This is a genomic window from Lottiidibacillus patelloidae (assembly GCF_002262935.1).
GTDB lineage: Bacteria > Bacillota > Bacilli > Bacillales > SA5d-4 > Lottiidibacillus > Lottiidibacillus patelloidae.
In genome coordinates this window covers 13,666-29,592 of sequence record NZ_NPIA01000013.1, presented here as the reverse complement: position 1 = coordinate 29,592, position 15,927 = coordinate 13,666, and the positions used below count along the sequence as shown (strand labels likewise).

Annotated in this window: 17 protein-coding genes, 10 tRNA genes and 2 rRNA genes; 27 read left to right on the top strand and 2 right to left on the bottom strand. The window is 35.3% G+C overall.

What is annotated here, in order from left to right; genetic code table 11:
* The 13 genes from CIB95_RS15690 to rocF form a co-directional block, all read left to right on the top strand.
* Nucleotides 1–99, top strand: a 23S ribosomal RNA gene (locus CIB95_RS15690); the annotation flags it as partial.
* 236 nt (nt 100–335) lie between these two features.
* Nucleotides 336–452: ribosomal RNA gene (rrf, locus tag CIB95_RS15685) — 5S ribosomal RNA — on the top strand.
* Nucleotides 453–462: 10 nt separating this feature from the next.
* Nucleotides 463–537, top strand: a tRNA-Asn gene (locus tag CIB95_RS15680).
* A 1-nt stretch (nt 538) separates the two neighbouring features.
* Nucleotides 539–614 (top strand) — tRNA-Thr (locus tag CIB95_RS15675).
* Between the two features lie 22 nt (nt 615–636).
* Nucleotides 637–711, top strand: a tRNA-Glu gene (locus CIB95_RS15670).
* A gap of 8 nt (nt 712–719) precedes the next feature.
* A tRNA-Val gene (locus CIB95_RS15665) sits at nt 720–795 on the top strand.
* Between the two features lie 7 nt (nt 796–802).
* A tRNA-Thr gene (locus CIB95_RS15660) sits at nt 803–875 on the top strand.
* A 77-nt stretch (nt 876–952) separates the two neighbouring features.
* A tRNA-Tyr gene (locus tag CIB95_RS15655) sits at nt 953–1,037 on the top strand.
* 8 nt (nt 1,038–1,045) lie between these two features.
* A tRNA-Gln gene (locus tag CIB95_RS15650) sits at nt 1,046–1,120 on the top strand.
* 7 nt (nt 1,121–1,127) lie between these two features.
* Nucleotides 1,128–1,200 (top strand) — tRNA-Lys (locus CIB95_RS15645).
* Between the two features lie 7 nt (nt 1,201–1,207).
* Nucleotides 1,208–1,282, top strand: a tRNA-Gly gene (locus tag CIB95_RS15640).
* Nucleotides 1,283–1,291: 9 nt separating this feature from the next.
* A tRNA-Ala gene (locus CIB95_RS15635) sits at nt 1,292–1,367 on the top strand.
* A gap of 153 nt (nt 1,368–1,520) precedes the next feature.
* Nucleotides 1,521–2,417, top strand: a complete 897-nt coding sequence (rocF, locus tag CIB95_RS15630) for an arginase (protein WP_094926699.1) — start codon at nt 1,521–1,523, stop codon at nt 2,415–2,417.
* A gap of 50 nt (nt 2,418–2,467) precedes the next feature.
* Here the strand turns inward: rocF and CIB95_RS15625 are convergent, their stop codons facing one another.
* A complete protein-coding gene (locus tag CIB95_RS15625; protein ID WP_094926697.1) occupies nt 2,468–2,623 on the bottom strand; it encodes an aspartyl-phosphate phosphatase Spo0E family protein in 156 nt (51 codons plus the stop codon).
* Nucleotides 2,624–2,758: 135 nt separating this feature from the next.
* On the opposite strand from CIB95_RS15625, the gene cdaA reads away from it, so the two are divergent.
* From cdaA to CIB95_RS15560, 13 genes are all read left to right on the top strand, one after another.
* Complete coding sequence (gene cdaA, locus CIB95_RS15620) at nt 2,759–3,571, top strand: diadenylate cyclase CdaA (protein WP_094926695.1); 813 nt, start codon at nt 2,759–2,761, stop codon at nt 3,569–3,571.
* Nucleotides 3,571–4,818, top strand: a complete 1,248-nt coding sequence (locus CIB95_RS15615; protein WP_158217654.1) for a CdaR family protein — start codon at nt 3,571–3,573, stop codon at nt 4,816–4,818. The genes cdaA and CIB95_RS15615 overlap by 1 nt, the downstream gene beginning before the upstream one ends.
* A 28-nt stretch (nt 4,819–4,846) precedes the next feature.
* Nucleotides 4,847–6,193: a phosphoglucosamine mutase gene (gene glmM / locus CIB95_RS15610; protein WP_094926691.1), complete on the top strand. Its 1,347-nt coding sequence runs from the start codon at nt 4,847–4,849 to the stop codon at nt 6,191–6,193.
* Nucleotides 6,194–6,590: 397 nt separating this feature from the next.
* Entirely contained in the window at nt 6,591–8,393 is a 1,803-nt protein-coding gene (gene glmS, locus CIB95_RS15605; RefSeq protein ID WP_094926701.1) for a glutamine--fructose-6-phosphate transaminase (isomerizing), read from the top strand.
* Between the two features lie 210 nt (nt 8,394–8,603).
* Nucleotides 8,604–9,329 carry a hypothetical protein gene (locus tag CIB95_RS15600; protein ID WP_094926689.1) on the top strand — a complete coding sequence of 242 codons (726 nt, stop codon included), beginning with the start codon at nt 8,604–8,606 and terminating at the stop codon, nt 9,327–9,329.
* A complete protein-coding gene (locus tag CIB95_RS15595) occupies nt 9,319–10,086 on the top strand; it encodes a hypothetical protein (protein WP_094926687.1) in 768 nt (255 codons plus the stop codon). Before CIB95_RS15600 ends, CIB95_RS15595 begins: the two co-directional genes overlap by 11 nt.
* Before the next feature lie 180 nt (nt 10,087–10,266).
* Nucleotides 10,267–10,662, top strand: a complete 396-nt coding sequence (locus CIB95_RS15590) for a hypothetical protein (RefSeq protein ID WP_094926685.1) — start codon at nt 10,267–10,269, stop codon at nt 10,660–10,662.
* Nucleotides 10,663–10,845: 183 nt separating this feature from the next.
* Nucleotides 10,846–11,271, top strand: a complete 426-nt coding sequence (locus CIB95_RS15585; RefSeq protein ID WP_094926683.1) for a DMT family transporter — start codon at nt 10,846–10,848, stop codon at nt 11,269–11,271.
* A gap of 51 nt (nt 11,272–11,322) precedes the next feature.
* A complete protein-coding gene (locus CIB95_RS15580) occupies nt 11,323–12,021 on the top strand; it encodes a Crp/Fnr family transcriptional regulator (protein WP_094926681.1) in 699 nt (232 codons plus the stop codon).
* Nucleotides 12,022–12,050: 29 nt separating this feature from the next.
* A complete protein-coding gene (locus tag CIB95_RS15575) occupies nt 12,051–12,548 on the top strand; it encodes a DMT family transporter (RefSeq protein WP_094926679.1) in 498 nt (165 codons plus the stop codon).
* Between the two features lie 124 nt (nt 12,549–12,672).
* The gene (locus CIB95_RS15570) at nt 12,673–13,242 is read left to right on the top strand and encodes a hypothetical protein (protein ID WP_094926677.1); all 570 of its coding nucleotides are present in this window, start codon (nt 12,673–12,675) and stop codon (nt 13,240–13,242) included.
* Between the two features lie 19 nt (nt 13,243–13,261).
* Entirely contained in the window at nt 13,262–13,693 is a 432-nt protein-coding gene (locus CIB95_RS15565; protein WP_094926675.1) for an RDD family protein, read from the top strand.
* Between the two features lie 183 nt (nt 13,694–13,876).
* Nucleotides 13,877–14,884: an RDD family protein gene (locus CIB95_RS15560; RefSeq protein WP_158217653.1), complete on the top strand. Its 1,008-nt coding sequence runs from the start codon at nt 13,877–13,879 to the stop codon at nt 14,882–14,884.
* A 76-nt stretch (nt 14,885–14,960) separates the two neighbouring features.
* On the opposite strand, the gene CIB95_RS15555 is transcribed toward CIB95_RS15560, so the two are convergent.
* Nucleotides 14,961–15,425, bottom strand: coding sequence for a GNAT family N-acetyltransferase (locus tag CIB95_RS15555; protein ID WP_094926671.1), 465 nt, complete (start codon nt 15,423–15,425; stop codon nt 14,961–14,963).
* Between the two features lie 144 nt (nt 15,426–15,569).
* Between CIB95_RS15555 and CIB95_RS15550 the strand changes: the two genes are divergently transcribed.
* A complete protein-coding gene (locus CIB95_RS15550; RefSeq protein WP_094926669.1) occupies nt 15,570–15,878 on the top strand; it encodes a hypothetical protein in 309 nt (102 codons plus the stop codon).
* The last annotated feature ends 49 nt before the right edge of the window (nt 15,879–15,927 follow it).

Genomic DNA, 15,927 nt, shown 5'->3' with positions numbered 1-15,927 from the left:
AAGTAAGATCCCTTAGAGATGATGAGGTTGATAGGTCTGGTGTGGAAGCGTGGTAACACGTGAAGCTGACAGATACTAATCGATCGAGGACTTAACCAAAATATAAAAAGCGAGGCGACTGTATAGTTTCGACAAGCGCTGGAACTCATGAATGAGAAGTCCAAAAGACTTCGACTGAGGGAGTGAAGCGACCTCGAGAAACTAGGAGCCGCAGCTGGACTATTAAAATGTATGTGATTGTCGTTATCTAGTTTTGAAGGAACGATGTTCCTGAAAAAAACACTTGTCAATCAAGTAAAGAGATGATAATATATTTCTTGTCTTGAAGGATATTATCTGGTAATGATGGCGAAGAGGTCACACCCGTTCCCATACCGAACACGGAAGTTAAGCTCTTCAGCGCCGATGGTAGTTGGGGGCTGTCCCCCTGCAAGAGTAGGACGTTGCCAGGTTTAGTATTGTTCCACAGTAGCTCAGTGGTAGAGCTATCGGCTGTTAACCGATCGGTCGCAGGTTCGAGTCCTGCCTGTGGAGCCATGCTTCCATAGCTCAGTAGGTAGAGCACTTCCATGGTAAGGAAGAGGTCACCGGTTCGAGCCCGGTTGGAAGCTCCAGGAGAAGTGTTAAATATTTATTGGCCCGTTGGTCAAGCGGTTAAGACACCGCCCTTTCACGGCGGTAACACGGGTTCGAATCCCGTACGGGTCACCATTTATAGTGGAGGATTAGCTCAGCTGGGAGAGCACCTGCCTTACAAGCAGGGGGTCGGCGGTTCGATCCCGTCATCCTCCACCATTATTATGCCGGTGTAGCTCAGTTGGTAGAGCAACTGACTTGTAATCAGTAGGTCGGGGGTTCAAGTCCTCTTGCCGGCATTTTTTATTTATATTTTTGTAAGCTAACGATAATCTTCTATTCATAAATGAATAAATGATTATTTTTTTCTGTCCATGGAGGGGTAGCGAAGTGGCTAAACGCGGCGGACTGTAAATCCGCTCCCTACGGGTTCGGCAGTTCGAATCTGCCCCCCTCCACCATTTATTATTGGGCTATCGCCAAGCGGTAAGGCAACGGATTTTGATTCCGTCATGCGTAGGTTCGAATCCTGCTAGCCCAGCCATTATTTAGAGCCATTAGCTCAGTTGGTAGAGCATCTGACTTTTAATCAGAGGGTCGAAGGTTCGAGTCCTTCATGGCTCACTTTATTGCGGAAGTAGTTCAGTGGTAGAACACCACCTTGCCAAGGTGGGGGTCGCGAGTTCGAACCTCGTCTTCCGCTCCAAACAAGAATGGGGCCTTAGCTCAGCTGGGAGAGCGCCTGCCTTGCACGCAGGAGGTCAGCGGTTCGATCCCGCTAGGCTCCACCATACATAATAAATTACAAACCTTAAATCATTATTTGATTTAAGGTTTTTTTGTTGAAAAGATATGAAATTATTACATTGAATATATACAGTAAGTGTTTTTAAGATGAAAATAGAGTTATAATATAGAGTGAGCATATATAGGAGGTAATACATATGAAGAAAATTTCAATTATTGGAGTGCCGATGGACTTAGGTCAAAATAGGCGTGGTGTAGATATGGGCCCAAGTGCGATCCGTTATGCAGGATTGGAAAAACGTTTAAAATCATTAGATTTAGAAGTCATTGATACAGGGGACATTGAAATAAGTAGAGATCATGGGCAAATAAAAAAAGAAACAAACTTAAAAAACTTAAATGAAGTAATCGTTACAAACGATAACTTAAATAATAAAGTTTCAGAAGTTATTTCTGAAGGATCATTTCCATTAGTTTTAGGTGGAGACCATAGTATTGCAATTGGGACTCTTGCTGGTGCAGCAAAACATTATGATAACTTAGGTGTTATTTGGTATGATGCGCATGGAGATTTAAATACGGCGGACACTTCTCCATCAGGTAATATCCATGGAATGCCACTTGCAGTTAGTTTAGGTTTAGGTCATGAAGATTTAGTTAATATCGGTGGCTATGCTCCGAAGATTAAACCGGAAAATATCGTAATTATTGGAGCACGCTCCTTAGATAAAGGAGAACGTGAATTAATTAAAGAAAAAGGTATTAAAGTTTATACAATGCATGAGGTAGACAAGCTAGGTATGTCTACTGTAATTAAAGAAACGTTAGATTACCTTTCTAAAAAAACAGAAGGAGTACATTTAAGTTTAGATTTAGATGGACTCGATCCAGAAGATTGTCCTGGTGTAGGAACACCTGTCATGGGTGGGTTAAGTTACCGAGAAAGTCACTTAGCGATGGAAATGCTCTCTGACTCAGGACTCATTACTTCTGCTGAGTTCGTAGAAGTAAATCCAATTTTAGATGAGAAAAATAAAACTGCCGAAGCTGCAGTAGGTTTAATTGCATCACTTTTTGGAGAGAAATTGTTGTAAAAGTACAAACATCAGCAAACCAATGTTAAGGTTGCTGATGTTTTTTATATCTAATTTACTAAATTGTTATACTTATTTAATAGTTCATCCAAGTCTCTACTAAGTTGTACTACCTTGCTTGAACTGTACGGGTGCTTCTCAGCAATAGATATCATCTTTTCTCTAGTTTTCTCAATTTTTTGTAATAAGATAAATTTATCAGTCATCCTAGCACTCCCTCCTAATATTATTTTAACATATATTCCCACTACGTTAAAAAGTTAAACATTATATGCAATTTAGTTTTGGCAAAATTATGATATAATGAAAAAGGATTCTGTGTTTAACATGGAGGAAGTAATATGGCGAGTGGAGGAGTAACTATTTTAGAATTTTTAACTAAGGCTATAGACATTTTACTCGTAACTTTTGTAATATATAAACTTATTATGATTATTCGCGGGACAAAAGCAGTCCAATTATTGAAAGGGATAATCGTAATATTATTTGTCTGGTTCGTAAGTAATTTATTCGGTCTAATGACATTAAAATGGCTAATGGATTTAGCAATTACATATGGTTTACTAGCAATAATTATCATTTTCCAACCGGAATTACGAAGAGCACTTGAGCAATTAGGAAGAGGAAGTTTCTTCTCACGAACCTCAGTCAATGAGGAAGAGGAGAATGTTAAATCACTCGAAGCGATTATTAAGGCAGCTAATTATATGGCAAAACGAAGAATTGGTGCTTTAATATCCATTGAACGAGAAACAGGATTGAATGAATACATTGAAACGGGAATTCCATTAAACGCAAGCTTAACAGAAGAATTACTTATTAATATATTTATTCCAAATACACCATTACACGATGGTGCTGTAATTTTGAAACAAAACAAAATTGAAGCTGCTGCTTGTTATTTACCACTTTCTGAAAGCCCGTTTATTTCAAAAGAATTAGGTACTCGTCACCGAGCAGCACTTGGGATTAGTGAAGTAACAGATAGCATCACTATTATAGTATCTGAAGAAACAGGACAGATATCTGTGGCTAAAAACGGCGAGTTAGTAAGAGGATTAACAGAAGAGAAACTGCGTCCTATATTAACAAAAGAATTAATGTTAGAAACTGAAAATACTTCCTCAACTCGATGGAAATGGAGGAAGAAATAATGTTGGATCAATTATTAAGAAGTCGTTGGTTTGTTAGAATTATTTCATTTATGCTTGCAGTTCTACTTTTTTTAGGAATCACACTTGATTCTCCTCAAAGTAAGCCAAGTACAAACCCTTTCTTAACGTTATTTTCCTCTTCTAAAGATCCAAAAGCTTTTGAGGAAGTTGATCTTGTATCTTATTATGATGAGGAGAAATACGTCGTTACTGGTTTACCTGAAAAAATAAGTATCTATCTAGAAGGCTCAGAAAGCCTCATTACGAAAGCAAAATTAGCAACAAATTATGAAGCATATGTCGATTTAAATGGTTATAAAGAAGGAACACATCAAGTGCCTGTGATGCACAGAAACATCCCTGGTCAGTTAACCGTAAAAACGGACCCTGAACATGTAACAATAACAATTGAAGAAAAGGTTTCGAAATTAGCACCTGTGGAAGTTCAAGTAATTAATGAAAGTAAACTACCGCTCGGTTATGCATACGAAACGCCGATTGTATATCCAAACAGTATTACAGTTACAGGAGCAAAAAGCCAAGTGAATAAAATAGCTCTAATAAAGGGTTATATTAACATTGCATTTGCTAAAGAGAGTATAGATACTAGTGTGCCGTTGTTCATTTATGATTCGCAAGGTAATGAGCTAAAAAATCTAGATGTATATCCGGCAGTAATTGATGTGAGAGTGCCGATAACAAGTCCATATAAAAGTGTACCAATTCGCGTGAAAGAAATTAACTCCTTGCCAAAAGGCTTAAGCCTTGTATCTATTACGGTTGAACCAAATACAGTTATCATTTATGGTCAAAAGGAAGATATTGACCGTTATGAGTATATCGATGGTAAGATGCTAAATTTACGGACGATAAATGAGGATACAGTTTTTACTTTTGATGTTCCGGTTCCAGATAAGATTTCCATCGTCAAACCAGAAAAAATAAAAGTGAAAGTTCAAGTTGCGAAACAAGAAGAGAAAACATTTGAAGATGTAAGTATTAAAGTCAAGGGACTATCCCAAGGATTAAAAGCTTCATTTATTACGCCAAGTGATGGGGTTTTAGATGTGAATTTATTAGGCGCACAATCCATTTTAGAAGATGTGACAATAGCAGACTTTGATATATTTGTTGATTTAAGTCAATTAGTAACCGGTGAGCATATTGTAAATATAGAATTTAATGGACCACAATATGTAAAGTGGGAAGCACATACATTCAAAGCGAAGGTTAAGATTACAGAGTAGCTGTTACGAGTTAAAGGAGAGACATACAATGGGTAAATATTTTGGTACTGATGGAGTAAGAGGTATTGCAAATAAAGAATTAACACCTGAACTAGCATTTAAATTAGGACGTTTTGGTGGATATGTATTAACGAAAGAAACTGAAAAGCCGAAAGTCCTTATCGGTAGAGATACTAGAGTATCAGGTCATATGCTTGAAGGTGCTCTAGTAGCAGGACTATTATCTACTGGTGCTGAAGTAATGCGTTTAGGGGTTATTTCTACTCCAGGAGTAGCATATTTAACAAAAGTGTTAGATGCTCAAGCAGGTGTAATGATTTCAGCATCACACAACCCTGTAGCTGACAACGGAATAAAGTTCTTTGGTTCTGATGGCTTTAAACTATCAGATGAACAAGAACAAGAGATTGAAGAACTACTAGAAAAGGAAGATACTTTACCACGACCAATAGGTGCCGAATTAGGTCAAGTAAATGATTACTTTGAAGGTGGCCAAAAGTATATTCAATATTTAAAACAAACAATTGATGAAGATTTTGCAGGTCTTCATATTGCATTAGATTGTGCTCACGGTGCGACGTCATCTTTAGCTCCACATTTATTTGCAGATTTAGAAGCTGACATTTCGACAATGGGTAGTTCTCCGAACGGCTTAAACATCAATGAAGGTGTTGGTTCAACTCATCCAGAGGCACTAGCAGCCTTTGTTAAAGAAAAAGGTGCTGATATAGGGTTAGCTTTTGATGGAGACGGCGATAGACTAATCGCAATTGATGAAAATGGAGATATCGTCGACGGAGACCAAATTATCTTCATTTGCGCAAAATACATGAACAAACTTGGCAGACTGAATAATTCAACTGTAGTATCAACAGTAATGAGCAACTTCGGCTTTTATAAAGCTCTTGAAGCAAATGACATAGCTTCAGCTCAAACTGCAGTTGGAGACCGTTATGTTATGGAAGAAATGAAAAAAAGTGGATATAACCTTGGTGGCGAACAATCAGGTCACATTATTTTCTTAGATTACATTACTACAGGAGACGGTTTACTAAGTGGTTTACAGATTGTTAACATCATGAAAGCTACAAATAAAACACTTTCAGAGTTAGCTTCTGAAATGGAAAAATTCCCACAATTATTAAAAAATGTAAAAGTAACAGATAAGCATGGTGTTGTTGAAAACGCAGCTTGTAAAGCAGCAATTGAAGCAGTTGAAGCAAAATTAAATGGCAACGGACGTGTCCTCGTTCGTCCTTCTGGAACAGAGCCTTTAGTTAGAGTAATGGTTGAAGCTGAAACAGAAGAGCTTTGCAGCCAATATGTAAATGAAATTGTCACTGTTGTAGAAGCTGAACTTGGATTTAAAGAGTAATTACTAAAAATTATATTTAAGAATAGACTATGCATAAGGTCACCTTTTAGTGGCTTTGTGCATATTTTTGTAGTATTGACGTTTTATGTAAATGTGGTATGATTTTAATATTGCATTTTAAATGAAAAAGGAGGAAAGTAAAAAAACCTAAATGTAACACAAAGCGCCTGAACTGCCTCGGACGAAAGTATGGCAGTTGACGAGGAGGAGGTTTATCGAGTATCGGCGGATGCCTCCCGATTGACCATCACAATCGACATTTCTTTCCCAAAAACATTAAGGTGACTTAATGTACAAAAGGATTAGAAAAGATGGAACTATGAAAACAACGAAAGAAGAGGGGCAAGAAGCCCCAAAAGTTTCCTTGCCCCTCGCTTACTATGGGAGGAAAAATAAAATGTGCGGAATCGTAGGATATATCGGAACAAATGATGCAAAAGAGATCTTATTACAAGGATTAGAAAAGCTTGAATATCGAGGTTATGACTCAGCAGGTATTGCTGTATTAAATGACAACGGAGTTACGGTGTTTAAAGAAAAAGGCCGTATTGCTACTTTACGTGAAAATGTAAATGAAGATGTAGAAGCGACAATTGGAATTGGTCACACTCGTTGGGCAACACACGGTGAACCAAGTAAACTAAACGCTCACCCACATCAAGATGAAACAGAACGCTTTACAATTGTTCATAACGGAGTAATTGAAAACTATGAGCAACTTAAGAAGCAATATTTACAAGGTGTTACGTTAAAGAGTGAAACAGATACAGAAGTTATCGTTCAACTTATTACGGCATTTGTAAACGAAGGACTAAATGTTGAAGAAGCATTCCGTAAAACACTATCTGAATTACATGGTTCTTATGCAATTGCATTATTAGACAAAGAAGATAGTGAAGTCATTTTCGTTGCGAAAAATAAAAGTCCATTATTAGTAGGTCTTGGGAAAAACTTTAACGTTGTAGCAAGTGACGCGATGGCAATGTTAAAAGTAACTGACCAATTTATTGAGTTAATGGATAAAGAGATTGTAATCGTTTCTAAAAATGCAGTTGAGTTAAAGAACTTAGACGGCGAAAATGTAGAACGTAAACCATTCACAGCTGAAATCGATGCAAGTGACATTGAAAAAGGAACATACGCACACTACATGTTAAAAGAAATCGATGAACAGCCTTTCGTTATTCGTAACATCGTACAAAAATACCAAGATGAAAACCATAACATTGTTTTAGATAATGATATTCGACAGGCAATGCTTAATACAGATCGCGTATACATTATCGCTTGTGGAACTAGTTACCATGCTGGGTTAGTTGGTAAACAATTAATTGAAAACTTAGCTAACATTCCAGTTGAAACACATATCGCAAGTGAGTTCATGTATAACATGCCTCTTCTTTCAGAAAAACCATTGTTTATCTTCATTTCACAATCAGGTGAAACAGCAGATAGCCGTGGCGTATTAGTAAATATTAAAGAGTTAGGTCATAAAGCATTAACAATTACAAACGTACCTGGTTCAACGCTTTCTCGTGAAGCAGATTATACACTTCACACGTATGCAGGACCTGAAATTGCAGTAGCTTCAACAAAAGCTTATACAGCTCAAATGGCTGTTCTTGCAATTCTTGCAGGTGAAGCTGCAAAAGCAAAAGGTATTGCGTTAGACTTTGATCTAATTAAAGAATTAAGTATTGTTGCTAATGCAATGGAAACACTTTGTGATCGTAAAGAAGAACTTGAGCAAATTGCAAAAGACTTCTTAGCGACAACTAGAAATGCATTCTTTATCGGACGTGGAATTGACTTCTATGTAGGTTTAGAAGGTGCATTAAAGTTAAAAGAAATCTCTTATATCCAAGCAGAAGGATTTGCTGGAGGAGAATTGAAACACGGGACAATTGCGTTAATTGAAAAGGGAACACCAGTCATTGCCCTAGCTACGCAAAAACATGTTAACTTAAGCATTCGTGGTAACGTGAAAGAAGTAGTAGCACGTGGTGCAAACCCATGTATTATTAGTATGGATGGATTAAATGATGAAAGTGATGCATTCGTTGTACCAGCAGTACACGAAATTCTTTCACCATTAGTATCAGTACTTCCATTACAACTAATTTCATACTACGCAGCACTTCACCGTGACTGTGACGTAGATAAACCACGTAACTTAGCAAAATCAGTTACTGTAGAATAATGACCAACAACCCTCACACTTAATAACAGTGTGGGGGTTTTATGTTTTTCCAAGTGTACAAACCGAAGTAAACTAATAAATTATAAAAATACATAATATTCCATAAATTAATGTTAAAATAAAAGTTAGTATGGAAAAGGAAGGAAAGAAAGCAACAAATTATTATAATAATTGCTTCTTAGGAGTGCCTAGAAAAGGGGATTGGTTTTATTGTGGAATGTTAGTTTCAATATTGTAGGCTTTGTATTTTTCGTATTAGCTTGGCTATCGGTAGCATTGATAGCATTTCGAATTTATAACAATTTAGCAGGTAAACCAAAAGTTTGGAAAGTTGCATTAGTCATCATCGTTGGCATGTTTTCTTTTTCGATAAATTGGTCTGCATTTGATACAGTTTTTCAAATATCCATTTTACCTTTAGGAGTTTGGATTTTATATGCAGTCTTAAAAGGGAAAGAGGGAAAGTGGCAAACGTATCGTCTGTTTGCTTGGTTAGGATTTTGGGCCAATTTTATATTTTTAGCTGCTACATTGGTGTCTTCACCTATTCACGCAACGATTTATCCTGCAGACAGGCCGACAACTTATCTTGCAGATATTACAAATGCTTCTGTAGTTACTAGTCATCCTTCAGGAAAAAGTGAGGTGTCACTAAACAAAGAGGCCTTAATTAGTGAACTCGATCAATTAAGTCGAGAGATGATAATGAATATTGAATGGTATAACGAAACATACAGGAATAATATGGATTCAAACAAAAAAGAAGAGCGCTTCCCTTATCTACTCATTAATTATCAGGAAAAATGGGGAAGTGGCATGGAGAGTACGATTTATATAGAGAATGACGGTAAAGGTATTTTAATCTCCTCTGCGGGTAAGCAATATTATTTTCGTTCTAATAATTCTATCTTAAAGGAGGGAGGACATGGTAAATAAAAAGAAATACATATATATTTCATGTGGATTTATTTTAGTATTATTAGCTACAATCGTTTACTTTTCTTATTTTTCACAACCATCTTCTTTCCTTACAGAAGAGATGTTAATCGAGGAAATTAATAAAACGTTTCCGAAAGCAAATGCAAACCAAATTCTAGAAGTATTTGATGTAAGTGAAAAACATAAATATGTTCCTTTTATTACGGGCGAGGACGATTATGGTAAAAGTTTTTGGGTGTGGGATAAATATAAGTGGCGACTAGCGTATATTGATACAAAAGGTAGACCTTACATTTGGAAAATAAATAAAAATGATCCGGCATCGTATCATCTTGTTTGGAATATCCATCCTGATGATCAAGTGAAAAAAGGTGACTTTTATATGATTAGAGATAGAGGGTATCGTACAACCGAAGGACAAAATAAAGTATATTACCCAAGAGTTCAAGTGCAACGAACCATTTCATTTGAAGAAAATGCTTATGGTGTTTTAAAAATACCTCATGAATGGGCAACATATGTGCAATCGATAAAAGATACACAGTTAGCTCAACAATCAAAATTTGATGCTTTTTTTAATGAATTTTCAGTAGAACAGCAGATTTATTTTAGTTGGATGCCCCTGAACGAAGCAAGCGAATTAACATTTCCTAAAAGGTCCGTTAATGGGATTAGCTACTCAAATGGTGACATAGACGTAGACTTTGTAATGCCAATTGATGAAATGGATATTGAAAGAGGTCATGAAAGATAAGTAGGGCAACACGCACAATCAGCGCTTCTATTTGCTTAATATCTTTCATTCGTGCTCAAAAACACAGCTAATAAATGCTTTCGAAGCAATAGATGACCAAAACCTTTACGCATTGATTTTAAGCCTTTTCATATACTTAGATAACTATTACTAATTTTGTTATGTATATGGAGGGGTTACATGTTTCAACATAATGAACTAAGAAAAGCTTTTTTATATCATGCGTCATTTTCACTTCTAGCTGGTTTATTCATGCTTTTCCTGAATAGTTTACTTATGGAGACGATGGGCATAGTAAGGGGCTACATATTACCTTTATTTGGCATCATGCTTATCTTATTTGCTGTCTTTTTGATACTAGTATCAAGAATTAGAAAGATGGATAAATGGTTAGCGTGGGCGATTGTATGTTTAAACGTTTTCTTGATATTTTCAAGCGGCTATGTGATTTTTGAGATTGATTTAACTTTTATCGGCAATTCACTTGTGTTTATTGTCGCTATCGTCGTTTTAGCATTAACAACCTTACAGATTAAAGGTATTCAAAGAAGTAAAGCATTAAAAGTGCGAATGTAAAAGAATAGGGAAGTTTAACTTGTCTTGCCCATTATTCGTGCACATTTGCCTTTGTTTATCATAGATTCAGTGATTTTAGAACTCGCCATTTGGTGAGTTTTTTTATTTAGGACATATGTCCTTCCCTCGAAGCTTGTATTTATCATTTAATAGAAATAGATATTAATGAACGGGGGATATTTTATGAAAGGAATTTTCTTTGCTTTTTTAGGTGGTGCTTTTATTACACTGCAAGGAGTTGCCAATGCACGGATAAGTCAAGATATTGGGACATGGCAAACTGCAACTATTACACAGTTTACGGGATTTATTGTAGCGTTAGTCGCACTATTATTAGTGCGAAAAGGTAATTGGAAACAGTTTAAACAAGTAAAACCTTTATATTTAATCGCGGGTTCATTTGGAGCAATTGTAATTTTTAGTCACATTACTGCAATCCATCTCATAGGAGTTACTCTAACAGTATCTGCTTTATTAATTGCCCAATTAACTTCTACTTTTTTAATCGATCATTTCGGATGGTTTGAAGTTTTGAAACAGAAAATGAAAATTTCACAAATAATAGGAATTGGCTTAATGATTATTGGTATGATTGTTATAAAGTTTTAAACGGATGTTTATTTTTAGTTTGTCCGACCGTTAGTGAGGTGAAAGAAGCAGATGAAGGAAATTAATAATGTTGAACTAATGAATGATTACATGCAAAAATATCAGCTTGAAGCCATTTTTAATAGAGAAATAATCCCATTCTTATCCCTATACAGTTTTGAGCAAGGAGAGCACATTTGTGAGCAAGGCGATCCTTCGAAATATTTATATTTTTTAGTAAAAGGTAAATTAAAGATTTATACATCTTCTGCTGAAGGGAAGACACTAATCCTCTCATTTAAAACACCTCTAGATGTTATAGGTGATATTGAGTATGTGCAAGAGATTCCAATCATTAATACCGTTGAGGCTGTTTCTGAAACACATATGCTGGGCATCCCTTACGATAAGTTAAAAAAATATGCCAATAGGCATGCTCCTTTCTTGCAGTTTTTACTCAAGGCTATTACACAAAAGTTTCATATGAAGTCCAATTCAATGAATTTAAACTTAATGTATCCAGTTGAAGTGAGGTTAGCGAGTTACTTATTGTCGATCACTTACGAAGAGCAAGTCGTACAAAAAGAAGAACAAATTAGTACAGCTAATGTGACTGATATTGCAAACTTAATTGGAACGAGCTACCGCCATTTAAACCGAGTGATCCTAAAGTTATGTAAGGATGGATTAATTGAACGAAAAGACAAGGCTATCGTCATACAAGATAGAGAAGGCTTAAAATCATTAGTAGGCAATAATATTTACGAATAAGAGCAAGACGAAGGAAGGGAGGTATAAGATTGGTTATTGGAGTGTTGTTAGCGATACTTGCAGGTGTGCTAGTAAGCATGCAAAATATATTTAACAGTAAAGTGAGTGAAAAAGCGGGGCCTTGGGAAACAACTGTTTTAGTGTTAGGACTAGGGGCTCTAGCCTCATTTACTTTTGGGCTTATGTCTGAAGGTAGAAATTTATTTCACCTTCCTAATATGGAATTATGGTTTTGGTTCAGTGGTTTATTTGGTATAGGAGTAGTAACAAGCTTGGTGCTAAGCATAAGGTTGCTAGGTCCAACTTTTGCAATAGCGATCGTTTTAACATCTGAATTAGGGATTGCATTATTATTTGACTCTTTAGGATGGTTGGGTCTGGCAAAGGTTCCATTTACATTGAACCAACTGATTGGAGTATTAATAATTATAAGCGGCATCTATGTATTTAAATTTAACGTTTTCAATAGAGATGTTCAACCAGCAAAAGAAAAACTTGATGTTGTGAAACTAAAGCAAAATGCATAACAAAGATCTATTCCGTACAAGTGGAGTAGGTCTTTTTTAGTATATTCTTCTATATTAAACTAATATTTTTACAATTAATGTTATAATTATTTAAAAATAACAAATAAAATAAGGAGATTATTCATTGGGTGAAAAAGTACAAGAAAATCAAATTAGACATTTAGAGGAATTTCAAAGCGGAAATACTTTTTATATGACTATTGTACAGATATTATTAGTAAGTATCGTCTTTTCATTATTCTTTTTTACTTGGTTAAGCAAACCTACTGCGATTGTTTTTTGCGTTATAGCATTGGCTATCATAGGTTTTAACTTTATGAAAAGTACTATGACAACAAATTTTTTAATGTCTGTTGAGCTAATTGTTAAGACTGACCAACCAGAAATTCAATATAAAAGCATTATTGCAAACTTAAAAGTTCAAGAGAAGATCATTACTAATAGAATAGAATTTTGGAAGTGGGTTACGCCTGTCGCCATCTTTCTTACATATTTTGGAGCGGAGACGTTGGATTACATGAGGTTATCAAATAATCTATTAACAGCCATGTTTATTCCCGTGCTCTTATCGTTTCTATTTTTATATTTATTAACTGACCGTAAAGGTAAAATGATAGAAATGATAGCTGACTATGAATTGGAATTAGAAAAGTACCAACTGCAGAAAAGTTGGAATAGAGTAAAAGCAAACTAATAGACTTTGGAGGCATTTAATGGAGATCGAATACGGGGGATTTTGGAGACGCTTTTTAGCGGCTATTATTGACGGTATATTAATTAGTGCTGTAAGTTTTGCAGTGTTATACTTCATTTTGTATTGGGTTTTACCTAATCCTGATAAGGAAGTATTAGAATTGATTGGCGAATTAATGGACTCAACATTTACGTTACTATACAGCCTTTTCTTACCAGTAATTTGGACAGGATACACTGTAGGGAAGAAGGCATTAGGAGTTAAGGTTCAAAAGGTTACAGGAGAAGATGTAACTTTTGGTACAATGCTTAAACGAGTAGTGCTTAGTGCGATTATCTATGGAATTTCATTAGGTATTTTAATGCTTGTCAGTCTAGTGATGCTTATTGCTAGAGAAGATAAGCGTACAGTACATGACTTTATTGCAGGTACTCACGTAATTAAGGAGTAATAACCAGGAAAAAAGTAGTTCATGCATATGCGTGAGCTATTTTTTTGCGTAAAAATGGTATCTTTTGATGGATAAACAAAACACATTCTTTTATGTAAGTGAAAGGAGATTTAATTTCCTCCACAAGTGATATATCATTATTTGCTATAATATAGGAATATGTCTTGTGTAGGGGGATTTAAAATGACAGAATATGCGCCGATATGGCGACGTTTTCTAGCGGCTGTACTTGATTTTATCGTAATTTTTTTAACATCATCTATATTAGCTGTATTAATAGGTGGAACTGCAGGCATTCTTGAAGTGGGGGCTACCACTGAAGATAAAATGGAAATGTATATTAATATAAGTACATTTATTTTGGCACTTCTATATCTTTTCTTATTACCAAAACTTTGGTCAGGCTTAACAGTTGGGAAAGAGTTAATGGGTATAAAAGTGGAAAAGTATAATGGTGATAAGGTAACTTATTGGTCGATGACGAAGCGACTTTTTATTGCATATTTCATTTTTCCGGTGATTCTTTCAATCTTTTTATCTGTTTATGTTTATATCATATTAATAATAAGTAATCTATTATTGTTACTTTTTAGAAGAGATAATCGTTCTTATCATGATATCATCGGCGGAACACATGTAATTGTATATCGAAAAGATGGATTAAAATCTAGCCGTGTTTGGATGTTTATGAAAGATCTATTAAGCGGAAGTCAAGCGGTACAAGAGGTTAAAATTGCGCCAATTTGGCGTAGATTAGTTGCAAACGTAATTGATGGAATAAGCATTGTTATAGCGGTTTTTCTAATGAGCTTTTTAATTATTATAGCTACTGCAGGAAATATGGATAATTATGATACGACTATTGATAATATATTAATATTTGGAGGATTATTGTATCCGCTCGTTCTTCCAATTATTTGGACAGGCTTAACAATAGGGAAAAGAATGTTAGGCATAAAAATTGTTAAAGCTTCGGGTGAGGATGTTTCTGCACTACAAATTATTTTACGTGGATTCATTATTATTTTCGTTTATATAGCTTCAGTTGGTATTCTTTTCACTCTAAGTATCATACTGATGACTTCTAGAAAAGATAAACGTTCTTTACATGACATTATTGCTGGTACAAAAGTAATAAAAATCGAAGACGATGTAAAGATGATCAATCAAGAAGTAAGTACTAGTAATTAACTCATTTAGACAAAAACAAGTAGCCTATAGGAATGCTACTTGTTTTTCTTTTTGCTACCTTTATGTTGAATCAGTTTTATGAGGTCAGTTTCTTTTCAAAGCAGTCGATTTGCTTGTTATGCTTTTCTTTTGTTTCATAAAAAGTAAAACCTAAACGCTCCCAAAATTGTCTCGCTCGCATATTCTCCTGTAAAACACCAAGTCGCAATGTTTTTACACCTTTTTCTTGGAGCTGATTTTCAAACAACACATAAGCTGATGATCCGAATCCGAACTGCTGATAGTCTGCATGAATCATGAGTAATCCTAGCCATGGGTAATTGTCATTAGGATTTACAGGAAAGTAATCGATGAGACCGATATATGTATCATCTAACTTTATAAAATAACTAGTTGTTTTATTGTTGTTAAGTTCCTGTGCTACTTCTTTTTGTGAACGAGTTTCCTTGCCATTTTCCATTTTGTTATAGCTTTTATTCGAATTAATTATTTCTTCAGCTATATATAAACTCTCCTGAGTGATCTCTTCAAAGGTAATCATTGTTTCCTCCATAACTCAAAAAATCGGTGATACTTTCCTGTTCATTATAATCTAATTTTTAGAATGAGCAAAAAGTAGTCGTGAACGAAACAACTTGTTCATATGAATTAGTAATACAGTTTATGGTGATAAGGGGGGATTTGTTTGCCAGTCGTAAAATTAGACGTTTTAGAGAAAAATTGTCCGAAATGTAATGGGGATGGAAAGATTGAAGTATACTCGACTTATTTTTGGAAGACAGTTGATGAGCTAGAGGATACAAATCAACGGTCAACAAAGGAAGCGCATATGGAAGCAAGAGAACTGCATAAAGATGAAATTTCTTCGGAAGTATGTGACTATTGTCGTGGACGATGTGTCGTTCCAAATATTAATGGTAAAGCAGTATTAAAAAATGAAACAAAAGTGCTAGAGTTCATAAAGAAATACTCTGAAAAAAAAGAAGAAATGTAAACAAGTAGTCCATATTTGGGCTACTTTTCTTTCTTTAATGGTAATAATG